At 69.0% G+C, this 15,205-nt stretch carries 17 protein-coding genes; 5 read left to right on the top strand and 12 right to left on the bottom strand.

Features of this window, described 5'->3' with window-relative positions:
• The first annotated feature begins 65 nt into the window (after nt 1-65).
• Nucleotides 66-1,976 carry a hybrid sensor histidine kinase/response regulator gene (locus Q0812_RS01255; protein ID WP_302108477.1) on the top strand — a complete coding sequence of 637 codons (1,911 nt, stop codon included), beginning with the start codon at nt 66-68 and terminating at the stop codon, nt 1,974-1,976.
• On the opposite strand, the gene Q0812_RS01250 is transcribed toward Q0812_RS01255, so the two are convergent.
• A complete protein-coding gene (locus Q0812_RS01250; RefSeq protein WP_302108476.1) occupies nt 1,913-2,383 on the bottom strand; it encodes a very short patch repair endonuclease in 471 nt (156 codons plus the stop codon). The genes Q0812_RS01255 and Q0812_RS01250 overlap by 64 nt on opposite strands.
• A 6-nt stretch (nt 2,384-2,389) precedes the next feature.
• Nucleotides 2,390-2,875 carry a peroxiredoxin gene (locus tag Q0812_RS01245; RefSeq protein WP_302108475.1) on the bottom strand — a complete coding sequence of 162 codons (486 nt, stop codon included), beginning with the start codon at nt 2,873-2,875 and terminating at the stop codon, nt 2,390-2,392.
• 130 nt (nt 2,876-3,005) lie between these two features.
• Here Q0812_RS01245 and Q0812_RS01240 point away from each other — a divergent pair, with 130 nt between their 5' ends.
• The gene (locus Q0812_RS01240) at nt 3,006-3,575 is read left to right on the top strand and encodes a YqgE/AlgH family protein (protein ID WP_302108474.1); all 570 of its coding nucleotides are present in this window, start codon (nt 3,006-3,008) and stop codon (nt 3,573-3,575) included.
• 3 nt (nt 3,576-3,578) lie between these two features.
• Here Q0812_RS01240 and Q0812_RS01235 read toward each other — a convergent pair whose 3' ends face one another.
• The 10 genes from Q0812_RS01235 to coxB all read right to left on the bottom strand — a co-directional run bounded on the left by Q0812_RS01235 (nt 3,579) and on the right by coxB (nt 13,218).
• Nucleotides 3,579-5,258: a putative bifunctional diguanylate cyclase/phosphodiesterase gene (locus Q0812_RS01235; protein WP_302108473.1), complete on the bottom strand. Its 1,680-nt coding sequence runs from the start codon at nt 5,256-5,258 to the stop codon at nt 3,579-3,581.
• Nucleotides 5,255-5,863 (bottom strand): GNAT family N-acetyltransferase, encoded by a 609-nt coding sequence (locus Q0812_RS01230; protein WP_302108472.1) that lies wholly within the window; start codon nt 5,861-5,863, stop codon nt 5,255-5,257. Before Q0812_RS01230 ends, Q0812_RS01235 begins: the two co-directional genes overlap by 4 nt.
• A 48-nt stretch (nt 5,864-5,911) precedes the next feature.
• Nucleotides 5,912-7,183 carry a M16 family metallopeptidase gene (locus tag Q0812_RS01225; RefSeq protein WP_302108471.1) on the bottom strand — a complete coding sequence of 424 codons (1,272 nt, stop codon included), beginning with the start codon at nt 7,181-7,183 and terminating at the stop codon, nt 5,912-5,914.
• Entirely contained in the window at nt 7,180-7,821 is a 642-nt protein-coding gene (locus tag Q0812_RS01220; protein WP_302109187.1) for an SURF1 family protein, read from the bottom strand. The genes Q0812_RS01225 and Q0812_RS01220 overlap by 4 nt, the downstream gene beginning before the upstream one ends.
• Before the next feature lie 40 nt (nt 7,822-7,861).
• Complete coding sequence (locus tag Q0812_RS01215; RefSeq protein ID WP_302108470.1) at nt 7,862-8,740, bottom strand: cytochrome c oxidase subunit 3; 879 nt, start codon at nt 8,738-8,740, stop codon at nt 7,862-7,864.
• A gap of 79 nt (nt 8,741-8,819) precedes the next feature.
• A complete protein-coding gene (locus tag Q0812_RS01210; protein ID WP_302108469.1) occupies nt 8,820-9,350 on the bottom strand; it encodes a cytochrome c oxidase assembly protein in 531 nt (176 codons plus the stop codon).
• A complete protein-coding gene (locus Q0812_RS01205; protein WP_302108468.1) occupies nt 9,347-9,523 on the bottom strand; it encodes a hypothetical protein in 177 nt (58 codons plus the stop codon). The genes Q0812_RS01210 and Q0812_RS01205 overlap by 4 nt, the downstream gene beginning before the upstream one ends.
• A complete protein-coding gene (gene cyoE, locus Q0812_RS01200; RefSeq protein ID WP_302108467.1) occupies nt 9,523-10,485 on the bottom strand; it encodes a heme o synthase in 963 nt (320 codons plus the stop codon). The genes Q0812_RS01205 and cyoE overlap by 1 nt, the downstream gene beginning before the upstream one ends.
• Nucleotides 10,486-10,558: 73 nt before the next feature.
• Nucleotides 10,559-12,241, bottom strand: coding sequence for a cytochrome c oxidase subunit I (gene ctaD / locus Q0812_RS01195; protein WP_302108466.1), 1,683 nt, complete (start codon nt 12,239-12,241; stop codon nt 10,559-10,561).
• Between the two features lie 23 nt (nt 12,242-12,264).
• Entirely contained in the window at nt 12,265-13,218 is a 954-nt protein-coding gene (coxB, locus tag Q0812_RS01190) for a cytochrome c oxidase subunit II (protein ID WP_302108465.1), read from the bottom strand.
• A 247-nt stretch (nt 13,219-13,465) separates the two neighbouring features.
• Here coxB and Q0812_RS01185 point away from each other — a divergent pair, with 247 nt between their 5' ends.
• The 3 genes from Q0812_RS01185 to Q0812_RS01175 are packed head-to-tail and all read left to right on the top strand — an operon-like array spanning nt 13,466 to nt 15,179.
• On the top strand, nt 13,466-13,804 hold the full coding sequence (locus Q0812_RS01185) for a PadR family transcriptional regulator (RefSeq protein WP_302108464.1): 339 nt from the start codon (nt 13,466-13,468) through the stop codon (nt 13,802-13,804).
• Nucleotides 13,801-14,373, top strand: coding sequence for a DUF1700 domain-containing protein (locus Q0812_RS01180; RefSeq protein WP_302108463.1), 573 nt, complete (start codon nt 13,801-13,803; stop codon nt 14,371-14,373). The genes Q0812_RS01185 and Q0812_RS01180 overlap by 4 nt, the downstream gene beginning before the upstream one ends.
• The gene (locus tag Q0812_RS01175) at nt 14,370-15,179 is read left to right on the top strand and encodes a GIN domain-containing protein (RefSeq protein ID WP_302108462.1); all 810 of its coding nucleotides are present in this window, start codon (nt 14,370-14,372) and stop codon (nt 15,177-15,179) included. Before Q0812_RS01180 ends, Q0812_RS01175 begins: the two co-directional genes overlap by 4 nt.
• Nucleotides 15,180-15,205 lie beyond the last annotated feature (26 nt).

Genomic DNA, 15,205 nt, shown 5'->3' with positions numbered 1-15,205 from the left:
CCCGTGGCAGTCTGGCGTGCAGGAGCCCTCCAAGAGGCTCCAGCAAGGGTGTCTCTGGGGCGTTCATGCAGTCGGTGGCCGAAAACGAAAACCAGGGTTGGGGCGAGGGCGTCGAAAGACGTCGCAAGTCCCTGCCTCAGCGGCTGCTTCTGGGCTGCGCCGCCGCGCTGATCTTTTCCCCGTTGATCGGCTATGGGCTGGCGACCGTCTGGTGCGCCGTCTACCTGGCCATCCAGTTCGTCGAGCTGGCCGCCTTCCGGCCTGTCGCGCGCGGCGAAGTCGCTGACATGGGCCCGGTCCGGAACGCGCTGGCCACCCTGGCCCTGTTTCTGAACGCCGCCGCCTTCAGCAGCCTGTCCATCATTCTGTGGCGCGAGTGCGGCCTGCCCGGCGGCATCGCCGCGGCCTTCCTCGTCTCGGCCGGATGCATCTATTCGGTGGTCAACTCCATCGGCTCTCCGCGGGTGCTGGCGCCCACCCTGGCGGCCCAGTTCATCTATCTCGCCCTGACGCCGGCCCTGCTGGCCTGGTCCGGGGCCGAGCCGACCTATGTGGCGGCTGTGGTGGTCGCCGTGGGCGTGTTCATGGCCTACGTCCTGTCCGTGTCGCGCACGATGCAGCGCTATCGCGCGCTGGAATCCAGCGCCCGCATCGAGGCGGAGGCCAGGGCGGCCGAACTGACGAGCGTGATGCAGTCCAAGTCCATGCTGCTGGCCACCGTGGGCCACGACCTGCGCACGCCGATCAGCGCCATGCTCGCCGGGGTGGCTGAGCTGGACAGGGCCCCGGACCCGGCCGTCAACCGCCATGCGCGTCTCATCGGGGACGCCGCCAACATGATGCGCGGTCTGCTGGACGATCTTCTGGATCACGCCAAGCTGGAAGCCGGCCGCCTGAGGGTCGAGCCGCGTCCGACCAATCTGCGCCGCCTGCTGGCGCACACCCTGCGTTTCTGGCAGGCCGAAGCGGCCAAGAAGGGCTTGAAGCTTCGCCTGAGCGGCAGCGTCCAGGCGCCGGCCTGGGTCGAGATCGACGGCACGCGTCTGCGCCAGGTGCTGAACAACCTGATGTCCAACGCCCTGAAGTTCACCGACGAAGGCCATATCACCGTCAGCCTCAAGGCCTGGCCGGACGGCGATAATCAGGCCTCGCTGATGATCGAGGTGGCCGACACCGGCAAGGGCATGGACGAGGGCCAGCTGGCGCGTCTGTTCACGCCCTTTGACCAGACCCGCGACGGGGTGGCCGCCGCCCACGGCGGCACCGGCCTGGGCCTGTCGATCAGCCGAGAGCTGATTCACCTCATGGGCGGACGTCTGCTGGCGCGCAGCGTTCAGGGCGCGGGCTCGGCTTTCACCATCGGCCTGACCGTCCCGCTGGCCAAGCCGGTCGATGCCGAGACCGAAGTCCTCTTTGCGCCGCCGGTGGTGCGCCGGGCGACCGTTCAGGCCGCTGACGCGCCTGCGCCCACGCTTTCGCCCGCCGCCGAGGTCATCGAACAGGTCGAGGACGCCGAGGACGTCGCCGCGACCGTCGTGGAGGGCGAGCCTGAGGAAGAGGGACGTCCCCTGCGGGTCCTCGTGGTGGACGACCACGAGATCAACCGGCGCGCCGTTCAGCTGATCCTGACGCCGCTGGGCTGCGACATCTCTACGGCCACGGACGGCCTGGAGGCGTTGAAGGCCCTCGCGGTCACACCCTTCGACGTGGTCTTCATGGATGTGCGCATGCCCGAGCTGGACGGCCGCGAGACGACCCGTCGCCTGCGCGCGGCGGCCGGGCCCAACCAGTTCGCGCCGGTCATCGCCGTCACCGCCGACACGGCTGAGGGCGACGTTCAGGCCTGTCTGGACGCCGGCATGACCAGCTTCGTGGCCAAGCCCCTGACCCCTGCGGTTCTGCTGGGCGCGCTTCAGGCCGTGCTGTCGCCCCCGGCGGAGGACGTCTCGGACGACAGCTCGGTCCAGGCCGCCTGATCGTCACGCACGGCCCTGTCGAGCGCCTGATCCAGGTCGGCTCGCCTTAGAGCGCATTCCCAGATCACCAATCCCCGCCAGCCCTCGGCGATCAGGCGCCGGCGCGTCGCGTCGTCCCGCGCGCGGTTGCGAGCGATCTTGTCCGACCAGTACTGGGCGTTCGCCTTGGGCGCCCGCGCCCCGCGCCGGCAGTCGTGGCCGTGCCAGAAGCAGCCGTGCACGAACACCGCCAGGCGCCGGCCCGCCATGGCCAGGTCCGGCTTTCCCGGCAGGTCGCGGCGCTGCAGGCGATAGCGGAAGCCCAGCCGCCACAGCGTCCGCCGCACCTTGAGTTCCGGCGTCGTGTCACGCCCCTTCACGCGCCGCATGACGGCGGCGCGTTGCTCGGAGGTGAAGGGGTCGCCCAATCGGCCCTAGAGGTGGTCGACCAGGTAGTCGGCGGAGGAAACGCGGAATTCGCCGCCCTGCTCGACGTTCAGCTGTTCGACCACGCCGTCGTTGACGACCATGGAGTAGCGCTGCGAGCGCGTGCCCATGCCGAACTTGGAGGCGTCCATGTCCAGGCCAACGGCGCGCGTGAAGTCGCCGTTGCCGTCGGCCAGCATCAGCATGTCGTCGTCCGAGACGTTCTGATCCTTGGCCCAGGCGCCCATGACGAAGGCGTCGTTCACCGAAACGCAGGCGATCTGATCGATGCCCTTGGCCTTGAGCTCGTCCTTGCGCTCCTTGAAGCCCGGCACGTGCTTGGCCGAGCAGGTGGGCGTGAAGGCGCCCGGCAGGGCGAACAGCGCCACGCGCTTGCCCTCGAACAGCTCCTTGGAGCTGACCTGGCTGGGGCCGTCCTTGGTCATGTGCATGAAGGTCGCCTCCGGCAGGCGATCGCCGACGTTGAGGGGCATGGGTGGTCTCCTGAAGAGGGCTGCGCCGTATCCGGCGCGCAGATGGAAATAGGTCACACGCGGCCGCTCGCCAAGCCGCCCCGCCCGCAACGGCCTTGCCACAGCGCGGTTCCCACCCGATCTTTAGGCCATGAGCGAGTTCAATTCCCTGGCTGGGCGGCTGCTGATCGCCATGCCCGGCATCGGCGATCCCCGCTTTGAGCACGCCGTCATCCTGATCTGCGCCCATGGGCCGGACCACGCCATGGGTCTGCGCCTGAACATGCCGCGGGAGGGGCTGGCCCTGGCCGACGTGCTGGACCGCATGGACATGCCCGCCCCGGATGGCGCTGAGCGCACGCGCGTGCTGGACGGCGGCCCTGTCGATACCGAGCGCGGCTTCGTGCTGCACAGCGACGACATTCGCATCAATGACGCCAGCCTGACCGTCGTCGGCGGCGTCGAGCTGACCGCCACGCGCGAGATCCTGGCGGCGCTGTCCGATCCGGCCATCGCCCCGCGCAAGGCGGTGCTGGCCCTCGGCTACGCCGGCTGGGACAAGGGTCAGCTGGAGAGCGAACTGCGCGACAATGTCTGGCTGGTCGCGGACGCGGACGAGACGCTGATCTTCGATCAGGATCTGGATCGGAAGTGGGAAAAGGCCCTGAAAACGCTGGGGGTCGATCCGGCCTTCATCGCCCAGACGGGCGGCACGGCCTGAGCCTCAACGCTTGACGGATCGGGCCACCAGCGGCGCGACGCCGTCGGCCAGGCTCTCGTTCAGATAGACCTCGGCCTCCTGGGCCGCGAGAGCGGGCGCATAGCCGAAGCCCTGGCCGTAGTGACAGCCGGACTGCAGCAGCTGGCGGGCCAGGCCGGCGTTCTCGACGCCCTCGGCCACCACCTCCAGCGACAGGTCCCGCCCCAGGGCCACCACCGAGCGCACGATCTTGGCCGAACCCTCGTCGTCGCCCATGGTCAAAACGAAGTAACGGTCGATCTTCAGCGTGTCGAAGGGCAGACGCGCCAGGTACGACAGGGACGAGAAGCCGGTGCCGAAATCGTCCAGCGCCAGCGAAGCCCCCGCCTCGCGCAGGGCCTGCAGCACCAGGGCGGCCCGGTTCGGGTCGCGCATGATGTCGCTTTCGGTGACTTCCAGCTTCAGGGCGCCGGTTGGAAGGCCCGTCTCCTTGCGGATGCGCGCCACGTCGGCCACCAGGCCCTCGCGTTCGATCTCGCCGGTCGACAGGTTCACGCTGACGAAGAGCTTGCCGGCGGTAGGGTGACGCTCCAGCCATTCGGCTAGTTGGCGGGCCGATGTCTGCATCATCATCAGGCCCAGATCGTTCATCAGCCCCATCTCGTCGGTGAGGGTGAGGAACTCGTCCGGCGGCACCAGGCCGCGCTTGGGGTGCTTCCAGCGGGCCAGGGCCTCGAACCCCGCCACGGCGCCCGTCGACAGATTCACGATTGGCTGGAAGAAGGGCACGATCTCGCCGCGCACAAAGGCGTTGCGGAGGTCCGCCTCCAGGGCCAGACGGGACAGGCTGTCGCTTTCCAGGGCCCGGCCATAGGCGGCGGCGCCGCCGCGGCCCCCGACCTTGGCCGACTCGACCGCCAGCTCGGCGCGGCGCAGCAGCTCGGCCGCGTCGGGAGCATCAGGGCCGCCCTCGGCCTGCACGGCGCCGATGGACAGGGTCGGATAGATATCGAAGCCGGCCACGCGCAGCGGCTGCTCCAGCGCCTGGCGCATCTTGATGGACGGCCGGCCGATGGCGCCGTCCATACGGATCAGGACGGCGAACTCATCTTCACCGATACGGGCCGGCCAGGCGTCATGGGCGAAGGCGGCGGTCAGGCGCGAGCCCAGGGCCGCCAGCACCAGATCGGCGCGCTCGTGACCCAGGGCCTCGTTCAGGCGGCGCAGGCGGTCAAGGTCCGCCACGATGATCTCGTATTCGCCCGGCTCGGTCAGCTGCTGGGTGACGCGCGCCAGGAAGGTGCGTCGGTCCAGGAGGCCGGTCAGGGCGTCGGTCCCGGCCGCCGCGAAGCGGGTCTCAAGCGCCACGACCCCAGCGGCGCGCAGGCCGTCCTCGAGCCAGACGCCGCGCCACAGGCAGGTGCCGCCGTCGCGCATGCGCAGGCGCAGGGCCACCTCGGCGCCCTCCTCCCGCGGCTTCAGCAGCTGTTCGGCCAGGGTGCGGTCCTGGGGCATGGTCAGGGCCACGAAGGCGGCGCTGGGACAGGCGGGGGCCAGCGGGCCCAGGCCGAGCGAGCGCGTCGCGCCGGTGAAGCGGAGCTGGTCTTCAGACGGCGTCCAGAACCACAGGGCGACGTCAGCGGCGGCCAGCGCCTCAAGCGTCGTCGTGGGATCCCAAGACAGCTGTCGCGAGCTCTCCGTCACGTTCTGTGCAAGCCCCTGGTGTTCGACCCCGCCGCCACGTCGTCTTCGAGACGGGCGAACAACAGATGATCTCTCCAGGCGCCGTTAATATTCAAATAAGCGCGGGCCACGCCCTCCAGCCGGAAGGCCGATTTCTCAAGCACGCGACGCGAGGCTGTGTTCTCGGGCACACAGGCGGCCTCCAGCCGGTGCAGGCCCAAGGTGTCGAAGGCGTAGCCGGCCATGAGGCGCACCGCGCGGGTCGCTAGCCCCCGTCCGGCGTGCGGCTGGCCGATCCAGTAGCCCAGGGTGCCGGCGTCGGCGACGCCCCGGCGGACGTTCGAAAGGGTGATCGCGCCCACCAGCCCGGCGTCGTCGAAGATGAAGAAGGGCCAGGCCCGCTCGGCCTCCACCTCGCGCGCATAGACCGACAGGCGGCGGCGGAACGCGGCTCGGGTCAGGTCATCCTCGGGCCACTTGGGCTCCCAGGGGCGCAGATAGGCTTCAGACTTGCGCCTCAGGTCGGACCAGGCGGGATAATCGGCCTGGCGCGGCAGGCGCAGGCGCACGACCGTGTCCTGCAACACGGGTCCGTGGTCAGTTTGCATCCAGTCCAGAACGGCCATCCGGAAACCGTAACGCGGAACCCTTGAGCTTCGCCTAACAAACCCGCGTTAGGCCGCCAGGCGGCGGATGAAGGCCTCCGGCGCGCCCACCGCTTCGGCCGGCCCCAGACAGGCGGCGGCGGGGTGCAGGATCAGGCGCGAGCCCAACCACAGGCGCACGTCCTGGGCGCTGACCGCCTCGACCTCCTCGGCCATTTCACCGAGCGTCTTGATGCGCCCCTGGGCCAGCAGCTGGACGGCGTTGCGCTCGGCGCGATTGGGCAGGGACTCATCGCCAATGTAGAGCGAGGCCTTCAGCTGGGCGCGGGCGCGGGCCAGCTCGTCCTCGGTCAGGTCGTCGGCCAGGCGGCGGATGACCTCGGCGGCGGCGCCCGCGGCGCGGCGCGCCTCCAGCGCATCGGTCCCCATGAAGAGGCCCAGCACGCCGGTGTCGGCATAGGCGTCGGCCCAGGCGTCCACCGCGTAAACCAGCCCCAGATCCTCGCGCAGGGTCTGGAACAGGCGCGAAGACATGCCCCCGCCCAGCAGCTCGGCGGCCAGCCGCGCCGTGGTCAGGTCGTCGGACATGGCGCCCTCGCCTTCGATCAGGAACACGAGGTTGGCCTGCTCGATCTCGCGCACCAGTTCGGTGGGGCCGCCATGGAACCGGGCGGTCTCAAGGGAGGGATAGGCGTGGTCCGAGGGCGCGATGGCCGCTTCCTCAAGGCAACGATCGGCAAGCTCGATCAACCGGTCCTCATCGACCGCCCCGGCGGCCGAGATGACCAGGCCTTGGGGCCGATAGAGCCGCGCGCGCCAGTCCGACAGGGCCTCCGGATCGGCCGCGGCCAGGGTCACTTCCTCGCCGAGGATCGGTCGGCCGAGCGCCTGGTCGTGGAAAGCCGCGGCCTGGGCCATCTCGAAGACGTGGTCGTCGGGCGCGTCGTAGGCTTCGGCGATCTCCTGGGCGATGACGTCGCGCTCGCGCTCCAGGTCGTCGGGCTTGAGCCAGGGGCGGCCCACCATGTCCATGATGACCGAGACCGCCGTGTCCAGCCCATCGGGCAGCACGCGCGCCTGAAAGCTGGTCCGCTCGTGGCCTGTGGCGGCGTTGAGCGAGCCGCCCTCGCCCTCCACGGCCTCGACCAGGGCCTTGGCCCCGCGCCCGCCCGCGCCCTTGAAGACCATGTGCTCCAGCAGATGCGACCAGCCGCTCTGGGCGGCGCTTTCGTGGCGCGCGCCGCCGTCGGCCACGACCGACAGGGCGATGGTGCGGGCGCCGGGCACGGGATCGCAGATCAGGCGCACCCCGCCCGGCAGCTCATGCAGGCGGGCGCTCATCGTCGCCGCCTGAGGACGACGACCACCATCACGGCCAGTACGGCGGACAGGCCGAACCAGGTGATCGCGTATCCCGCGTGGTTGTTGGAGAAGGCAGGCGGCGGGGCTGAGGGCTGCAGGGCCCGCCACTCCGGGTTGGACGAGGTGGTGGCGTAGAGCAGGTAGGGCCCGACCGCGCTCGCGCCGAGGGTCTGGGCCATGCTTTCGGTCTGGCGTGTGAAGTAGGTCCGGCCCTCTCCCTGCGGCGCGAAGGGATTGGGCTCCGGATGACGGCGCAGCACGGCGTCGATGTTCGTGGGGGAGCTGTCCGACGCGTCCTCCGGCGGACGCGCCGAGACCTCCGCCGCGACGAAGCCCCGATCGATCAGCCAGGCCCCGCCCTGCGGCGTGCGGCATAGGGAGACGAGACGCACGCCCGGCCCGGCATCCTCAACCGTATGCAGCTCGAGATACGGCGCGCGGGACAGGCCCAGGCAGGTGACCCTGGCGGTGCGGAACTCCGCATCAGGGAGGCGGGCCAGCGTCTGGATGGGGACCGGCGGCCGGGCCGCGGCGGCTTCGGCGCGCGCGATCAGGTCTTCCTTCCACATCATCCGGCGGACCTGCCAGACGCCGAGGCCGCAGAGCGTCGCGAACAGGACGCCTGCGGCCAGAAGGACGACGATGGGGAAGCGGGACTTAGCCGTGGCCGGCTCCAGCGAAGGCCACGTAGATGAAGGCGAACAGGAACAGCCAGACCACGTCCACGAAGTGCCAGTACCAGGCGGCGGCCTCGAAGCCGAAGTGCTTCTGCGGCGTGAACTGGCCCGCCATCAGGCGCAGCAGGCACACGGCCAGGAAGATGCTGCCCACCAGTACGTGGAAGCCGTGGAAGCCCGTGGCCATGAAGAAGATGGAGCCATAGAGGCCGGAATTCATCGCCTCGTCCGAGAAGAACAGGTTCTCGTGGATGATGTGGTTGTACTCGTAGACCTGAACGGCGGTGAAGAAGACGCCCAGGACGATGGTCAGGGCCAGGCCCAGCTTGGCCGACTTGCGGTCGCCCTGCTGCAGCGCGTGGTGAGCCCAGGTCACGGTGGTGCCGGACAGCAGCAGGGTCACGGTGTTCAGGAACGGCAGGTGCCAGGGATCCAGCGTCTCGACGCCCATGGGCGGCCAGTGGGCCCAGGCCGTACGCACCTCCTCGATGTTCGACAGCACCCGGTGCTCGTTCCACAGCGCCATCTCGAAGAACATCCAGAAGAAGGCGGCGAAGAACATCACTTCCGACGCGATGAACATCACCATGCCGTAGCGCAGGCCGATGGACACGACCGGGGTGTGGTCGCCCTGACGGCTTTCCTTGATCACGTCGCCCCACCAGCCGACCATGCTGTAGAGCACGCCCGCCAGACCCGCGAAGAAGAGCCAGCTGGTGCCTTCCGGCAGGCCGAACAGCCCCTTCATCCAGGCCACGGCGCCGAACATCATCACCGTGGCGGCGATTGAGGCCACCAGAGGCCACGGACTGGGATTGACCAGGTGGTAGTCGTGCTGCGGAGCGGCGTGGTCGGCCATGGAGGTCACGGTCCCGGCGGATGAATGAATCTGAGCCTGCCTATAGCCTCGCCTGCGCCCGCGCGCCAAGGGGCTGATCTCAGGAATCCGCCTGATCTTCCGTCGCGAAGAAGGTGTAGGACAGGGTGATCTCGCGCATGCGCCGGGTGTTGACGTCCTCGTTCAGCTCGGGGGCCACGAAATAGGCCACCGGGAAACGCACGGTCTGGCCGGGCTGGACGGTCTGGGTCGTGAAGCAGAAGCACTCCAGCTTCTGGAAGTACGGGCCCGCGCTTTCAGGAACCACGTTGTAGACCGCGCGGCCCGCCATCGGCCGGTCGGAGGTGTTGGTGACCGTGAAATAGGCCAGGCCGGTCGCGCCCACGCGCACGCGTTGGGCCACCTGCTCGGCGTCGAAATCCCAAGGCAGGCCGCGCACATTGGTGTCGAAGCGCACCACGATTTCGCGGTCGAGAACCTGGGTCGGCGCCGCTTCGGCCCGGCGCACCGTGCCGTCGAACCCGGTCACCTGGCAGAACAGCTGATACAGCGGCACCGCGGCGAAGGCGGCCCCGACCATGCCCATGGCCACGGCGCCGCAGATCAGGCCAAGACGCAGGTTCCTGTTCATCGGCCCACCGCCGGGACAGGCTGGCCGGTGCGCGCTTCCTCGGCCCGGCCCTGTTCGATGTTCTGGGCCAGGCGGGCCATGGTCAGGCCGAAGACCAGCACCACGAAGGCCACCAGGGCCAGAGCCAGCGCCAGGTTGCGCTTCTTGCGGGCGGCGATCTCATCGGGCGTCATCAACCGGCTCCGTTAAGGCTGTGCTCGACCAGCAGGGTGGCGAACAGGGCGAACAGGTACAGAATCGAATAGGCGAAGAGATTGCGGGCGACCTTGGCCTCGGCGCGGACGTCATAGATGGCCGCCTCGCGCCCCTCGGCCTCGGCCTTGTCCGGCGTCTCGCCCGCCCGGCTGCGCAGCAGCCTGAAGGCCAGAAACAGGAACATCGCCCCGCCTATGGTCGAAACCGCCAGATAGGCGCCGCCGCCCAGACCCACAAGCGCCGGGGCGACTCCGGCCAGCGCCATCGGCACGCTGTAGGCCATGACCTGACGGCGCGTGGCCGCCGCCCCCCTGGCAACGGGCATCATGGGAATGCCCGCCTTGGCGTAATCGCCGGCGTTGTAGAGCGCCAGGGCCCAGCTGTGCGGCGGGGTCCACAGGAAGATGATCAGGAACAGCAGCCAGGCCTGCCATGGCGCGTCGCCGGTGGCGGCGGCCCAGCCGATGACCGGCGGGAAGGCGCCGGCCGCCCCGCCGATGACGATGTTCTGCGGCGTGCGACGCTTCAGCACCACGGTGTAGAGGCCGACGTAATAGACGATGGTCAGGGCCAGCAGTCCCGCCGCCAACAGGTTCGCCGCAAAAGCCAGCAGGGTCACCGCCACGAAGGACAGGATCACGCCGTAGACCACGGCGTCGTTGCGGCTGACCCGTCCGGCCGCGACCGGGCGGCCGCGCGTGCGGCGCATCAGGGCGTCGGTCTCGCCCTCGATGGCCATGTTCAGCGCCCCGGCGGCGCCGGCCCCCAGGGCGATGCACAGGACAGCGATGGCCGCCAGGAACGGGTCGGGCGCGCCCGGCGCGGCCACCAGGCCGGTCAGGGCCGTGAACACCACCAGCGACATGACGCGCGGCTTCAGCAGCTGGAAGAAGTCCTCCGGCTGGGCGGTCGCGGTGCGGTCGGCGGCGGGCTGGGTCATGGGTCCTGATGCGGCGAGGCCGGCGTCCCTTCGGGAGACGCCGGCCTCTGGTCGTCTGACGGGCCGGCCCGTCCTAGTGCTTGTCCGGCTCGATCCGGGGCAGTTCGTTGAACTGGTGGAACGGCGGCGGCGAGGACAGGGTCCACTCCAGCGTCGTCGCGCCTTCGCCCCAGGGGTTGGCCTCGGCCTTGCGGCGGCGGATCGCGGCCTCAAGCAGCACCAGCAGGAAGATGATCACGCCGACGGCCGTGATGCGGTAGCCCCAGGACGAGACCATGTTCCAGTACTCGTAGGCCTCGGGGTAGTCCACGTAGCGGCGCGGCATGCCCTGCAGGCCCAGGAAGTGCTGGGGGAAGAAGACCAGGTTCACGCCGACGAACATGACCCAGAAGTGCAGCGAGCCCAGGAACTCGTTGTACTTCACGCCCCACATCTTCTCGAACCAGTAGTAGAAGCCCGCGAAGATGGCGAACACGGCGCCCAGCGACAGCACGTAATGGAAGTGCGCCACCACGTAGTAGGTGTCGTGCAGGCTGTAATCGATGCCGGCGTTGGCCAGAACCACGCCCGTGACGCCGCCGACGGTGAACAGGAAAATGAAGCCCATCGCCCACAGCATGGGCGTCTTGAAGCTGATGGAGCCCCCCCACATGGTGGCGATCCAGCTGAAGATCTTCACGCCCGTCGGCACGGCGATGACCATGGTGGCGGCGGTGAAGTAGGCCCGCAGGCTGACGTTCATGCCGACCGTGAACATGTGGTGCGCCCACACGACGAAGCCGACGAAGCCGATGGCCACCATGGCGTAGGCCATGGCCAGATAGCCGAACACGGGCTTCTTCGAGAAGGTCGAGACGATGTGGCTGATGATGCCGAAGCCCGGCAGAATCAGGATGTACACCTCGGGGTGACCGAAGAACCAGAACAGGTGCTGGAACATCACCGGGTCGCCGCCGCCCGAGGGCGCGAAGAAGCTGGTGCCGAAGTTACGGTCGGCCAGCAGCATGGTGATGGCGCCGGCCAGCACGGGCAGCGACAGCAGCAGCAGGAAGGCCGTGACCAGCACCGACCAGACGAACAGCGGCATGCGGTGCAGGGTCATGCCCGGCGCGCGCATGTTGAATATGGTGGTGATGAAGTTGATGGCGCCCAGGATCGAGCTGGCGCCCGCGATGTGCAGGGCGAAGATGGCCAGGTCCATGGACGGACCCGCGTGGCCCAGGGTCGAAAGCGGCGGATAGATGGTCCAGCCTCCGCCGAAGCCGCGGCCCGGCCCGCCGTCCACCAGCATCGAGGCGATCAGCAGCACCCAGGCGGCCACCAGAAGCCAGAACGAGATGTTGTTCATGCGCGGGAAGGCCATGTCCGGCGCGCCGATCTGAAGCGGCACGAACCAGTTGCCGAAGCCGCCGATCATGGCCGGCATGACCATGAAGAAGATCATGATCAGGGCGTGGGCCGTGACCACGGCGTTGTAGCCGTGCTTGGAGGCCTCGATCCAACCCAGCTGGGCCAGCCAGGAGCCCTCGTGGAAGATCTGGATGCCCGGCTCCATCAGTTCTTCGCGGATCAGGCCCGACAGGGCGCCGCCCACGAGGCCCGCCATGATGGCGAACAGGATGTAGAGCGTGCCGATGTCCTTGTGGTTCGTGGAGAAGAACCAGCGGACGAAGAAGCCCGGCTTGTGATCGTGATCGTGATGCGCCTCGGCGTTGCCGTGGGCGGCTCGATCATGGGTTTGAACGGCGTCGACCATCTGCGACTTCCTTGAACGGCGGCTTAGGCGTTCGCCGGGGCGGCGGCCGGAGCCGACTCGACCGCGGGCGGAACGGGAACGGTGGGGTCTTGTTCGTTTTCGGGCGCGGTGGCCGCGATGGGCGGCGCGGCGATCGCGGCGGCCGTGGCCTCGGCGCCGTCCGGGTTGCCGCCCTGAGCGCGCACCCAGGCGTCGAACTCGGCCTGGGTGACGACGTTGATCTGCATCGGCATGAAGGCGTGATCGACGCCGCACAGCTCGGAGCACTGGCCGTAGAAGATGCCGGTGCGATCAGCGCGGAACCAGGTTTCGTTGACGCGGCCGGGGACGGCGTCGGTCTTCAGACCGAAGGCCGGCAGGGCCACGGCGTGGATCACGTCCGAAGCGGTGACCAGCATGCGCACGGTGCTTCCCACCGGCACGACCATGGGCTGGTCGGCCGCCAGGCGGAAGGGCACGCCCTGGGCGCGGGCCTGATCCTCGGGCAGCATGTTGGAGATGTACTCAGGGATGCCCTGGTCGGGATACTCGTAGGCCCAGTTCCACTGGTTGCCGGTCACCTTCACCGTCAGGTCCGGCTGGGGCATGTCGTGGTAGCGGTACAGCAGGCGGAACGAGAACACCGCAATGACCATCAGCAACAGGACCGGCAGAACGGTCCAGATGATCTCGATCATGGTGTTGTGGCTCCAGCGCGCCGGCACCGGATTGGCCTTCTTGTTGTAGCGCACGATCACCCAGGCCAGCAGGCCCAGCACCAGAAGGCAGATCGCCGTGATGATGGGCAGCAGGATGACGTCGTGGAAGAAGATGGCCTCGCTCTTCAGCGGCGAGGCCGCCGGTTGCAGGCCCATGCCGCCGTCGACGGGCTGGCCGTAGACGCGCTCCTGCGCCATCGCGGCGCCCGCCGCCAACCACGCGCCGGCGGCCGATGCGGCTCCAGCCAGGCGGCTCACCGCCAGCTTGCCCTTCCCCATACGTGAAATCCTCATCTGGACCTGCGCCCCTTGGCTCGCATCCGCTCGCGCGCACAGGCGCTCCGGCGGCGCGGGCGAACTTCGCGGCTGACATATCGGGTCGCCGCCGCCTTGCCAAGCGCCGGAAACGACCGGTTCCGCCTTCTTTTTCGACAGATCGCCATTCCTAACGATCTTGTCATGCAAGCTATCTTGCATCGCATAATACCTTGCGGTAGATGATGGGGCGAACAGAGGAGCGGCGCCCGTGCCCGAATTTGCAGACATCCAGTTGCGCAAAGGGGTCCTGCCCCTGTGCGTCCTGGCGGTCCTCGCCCACGGCGACAGCTACGCCTACGAGATCGCGGGCCGGCTGGCCCAGGCCGTGGGCATGGGCGAAGGGACCATCTACCCCTTGATGCGCAGGCTCCAGGCCGACGGCCTGGTGGAGACCTACCTGGAGGAATCGCCCTCGGGCCCCTCGCGCAAATACTATCGCCTGACCGGCGCCGGACGCTCGGCCTTCGAATCACAGAGGGACGAGTGGCTGGCCTTCCGCCGGGCGGTGGATCTGGTCATCGAGCCGACATCGGGAGGAAAGGCATGACCCGGGCTGAGTTTCTGACGCGCCTCAGGCGGGGGCTCGCCGGCCATCCCGCCAGCGCCATCGACGACATCGTCGCCGACTATGAGCGGCATTTCGACGAGGCCGCCGCCGCCGGCCGGTCCGAGACCGAGGTGGCCGAGGCGCTCGGCAATCCGGAGCGGCTGGCCCGCGAGCTGCGCACCGAGGCCTCGCTGCGCCGCTGGTCCGAGGAGAAGTCGGTGTCCAGCGCCGCCAGCGCCCTGATCGCGCTGCTGGCCCTGGGCGCCCTCGACATTATCGTGCTGCTGCCGCTGCTGATGAGCATTCTGGGCGTGCTGTTCGGCCTGTTCGTGGCGGTGGTGGCCGTCTTCTTCGCGGGCGGCGTCGTCATGGTGGGCGGACCCTTCACGGCCCCGCCGGGCGGGCCCTTCACCGCCGTCCTGATCGGCCTTGGCCTGATGGCCGCCGCCGCCTCGGTCGGCGCGATCCTGACGGTGGTCGCCATCGGGCTCTTCAACGCCCTGGTCTGGTTCGGACGGCTGCATTACCGCCTGCTGAAGCCGGCCCTTGCTCAAGGAGACGATCAATGATCCGCCCCCTGCTCATCATCGCCGGCTCCGGCCTGGTGCTCTCGGCGGTCTGCTTCGGCGGCGCGGCGGCGCTCGGCGGCCGCGACCTGTTCAGCAACGGTTGGGTCATTCGCGACGGCGACTGGGGCGGCATGGTCCATGTCAGCGCGGACGACTTCAGCGTCGGCTCGACCGACGGGGACGAGACGCCTGTCGAGACGCGCACGCTCGCCTGGAACGGCACGGACACCCTGTCCCTGTTCATTCCGGGAGAAGTGATCTTCGTGCAGTCCGACGAGGCGGGCATTGAGGCCACCGGCGCCGCCGCGGTCCTTGACCGGCTTACGGTCGAGAACGGCGCCATTCGGCTGCGCGGCCGCTCGGAACCGGACTCCATCCGCATCGATGCGCGCGGCGTGCACACCCTGCCGGGATCGGGACGGCTGCGCCTGACCGTGCGGGCGCCGGACGTGACCCGCTTTGAACAGCGCGGGGCCGGGCGTCTGGAGATCCGCGGTTATGATCAGCCGCGCCTGGATATCGTCTCGGCCGGAGCTTCCGACGTCATCGCCGACGGCCGGACCGAACGGGTCAGCCTGAACCTGACCGGCTCGGGCGACGCCGACTTCCGTAACCTGACCGCTCAGGAGGCCGAATACGTCCTGCTGGGCGCCGGCGACGTGGAGTCCGGCGCCGTGCGTCGCGCTCGGGTCGATATCACCGGATCGGGCGACGTGGACTTCCCCGAGCGGCCGGAACAGCTGGATCAGCGGGTGGTCGGCGCCGGCGACATTACGGTCGGGTCGGGGCGCGACGAGAGTTTCTAAAGCGGCGGAGAGTTTCTAAGTAGGGG

The organism is Peiella sedimenti, from assembly GCF_030504955.1.
Taxonomy (GTDB): domain Bacteria; phylum Pseudomonadota; class Alphaproteobacteria; order Caulobacterales; family Caulobacteraceae; genus Brevundimonas; species Brevundimonas sedimenti.
Note: the sequence above shows the minus strand (reverse complement) of the source record. Positions and strands in the feature narration are given on the sequence as shown.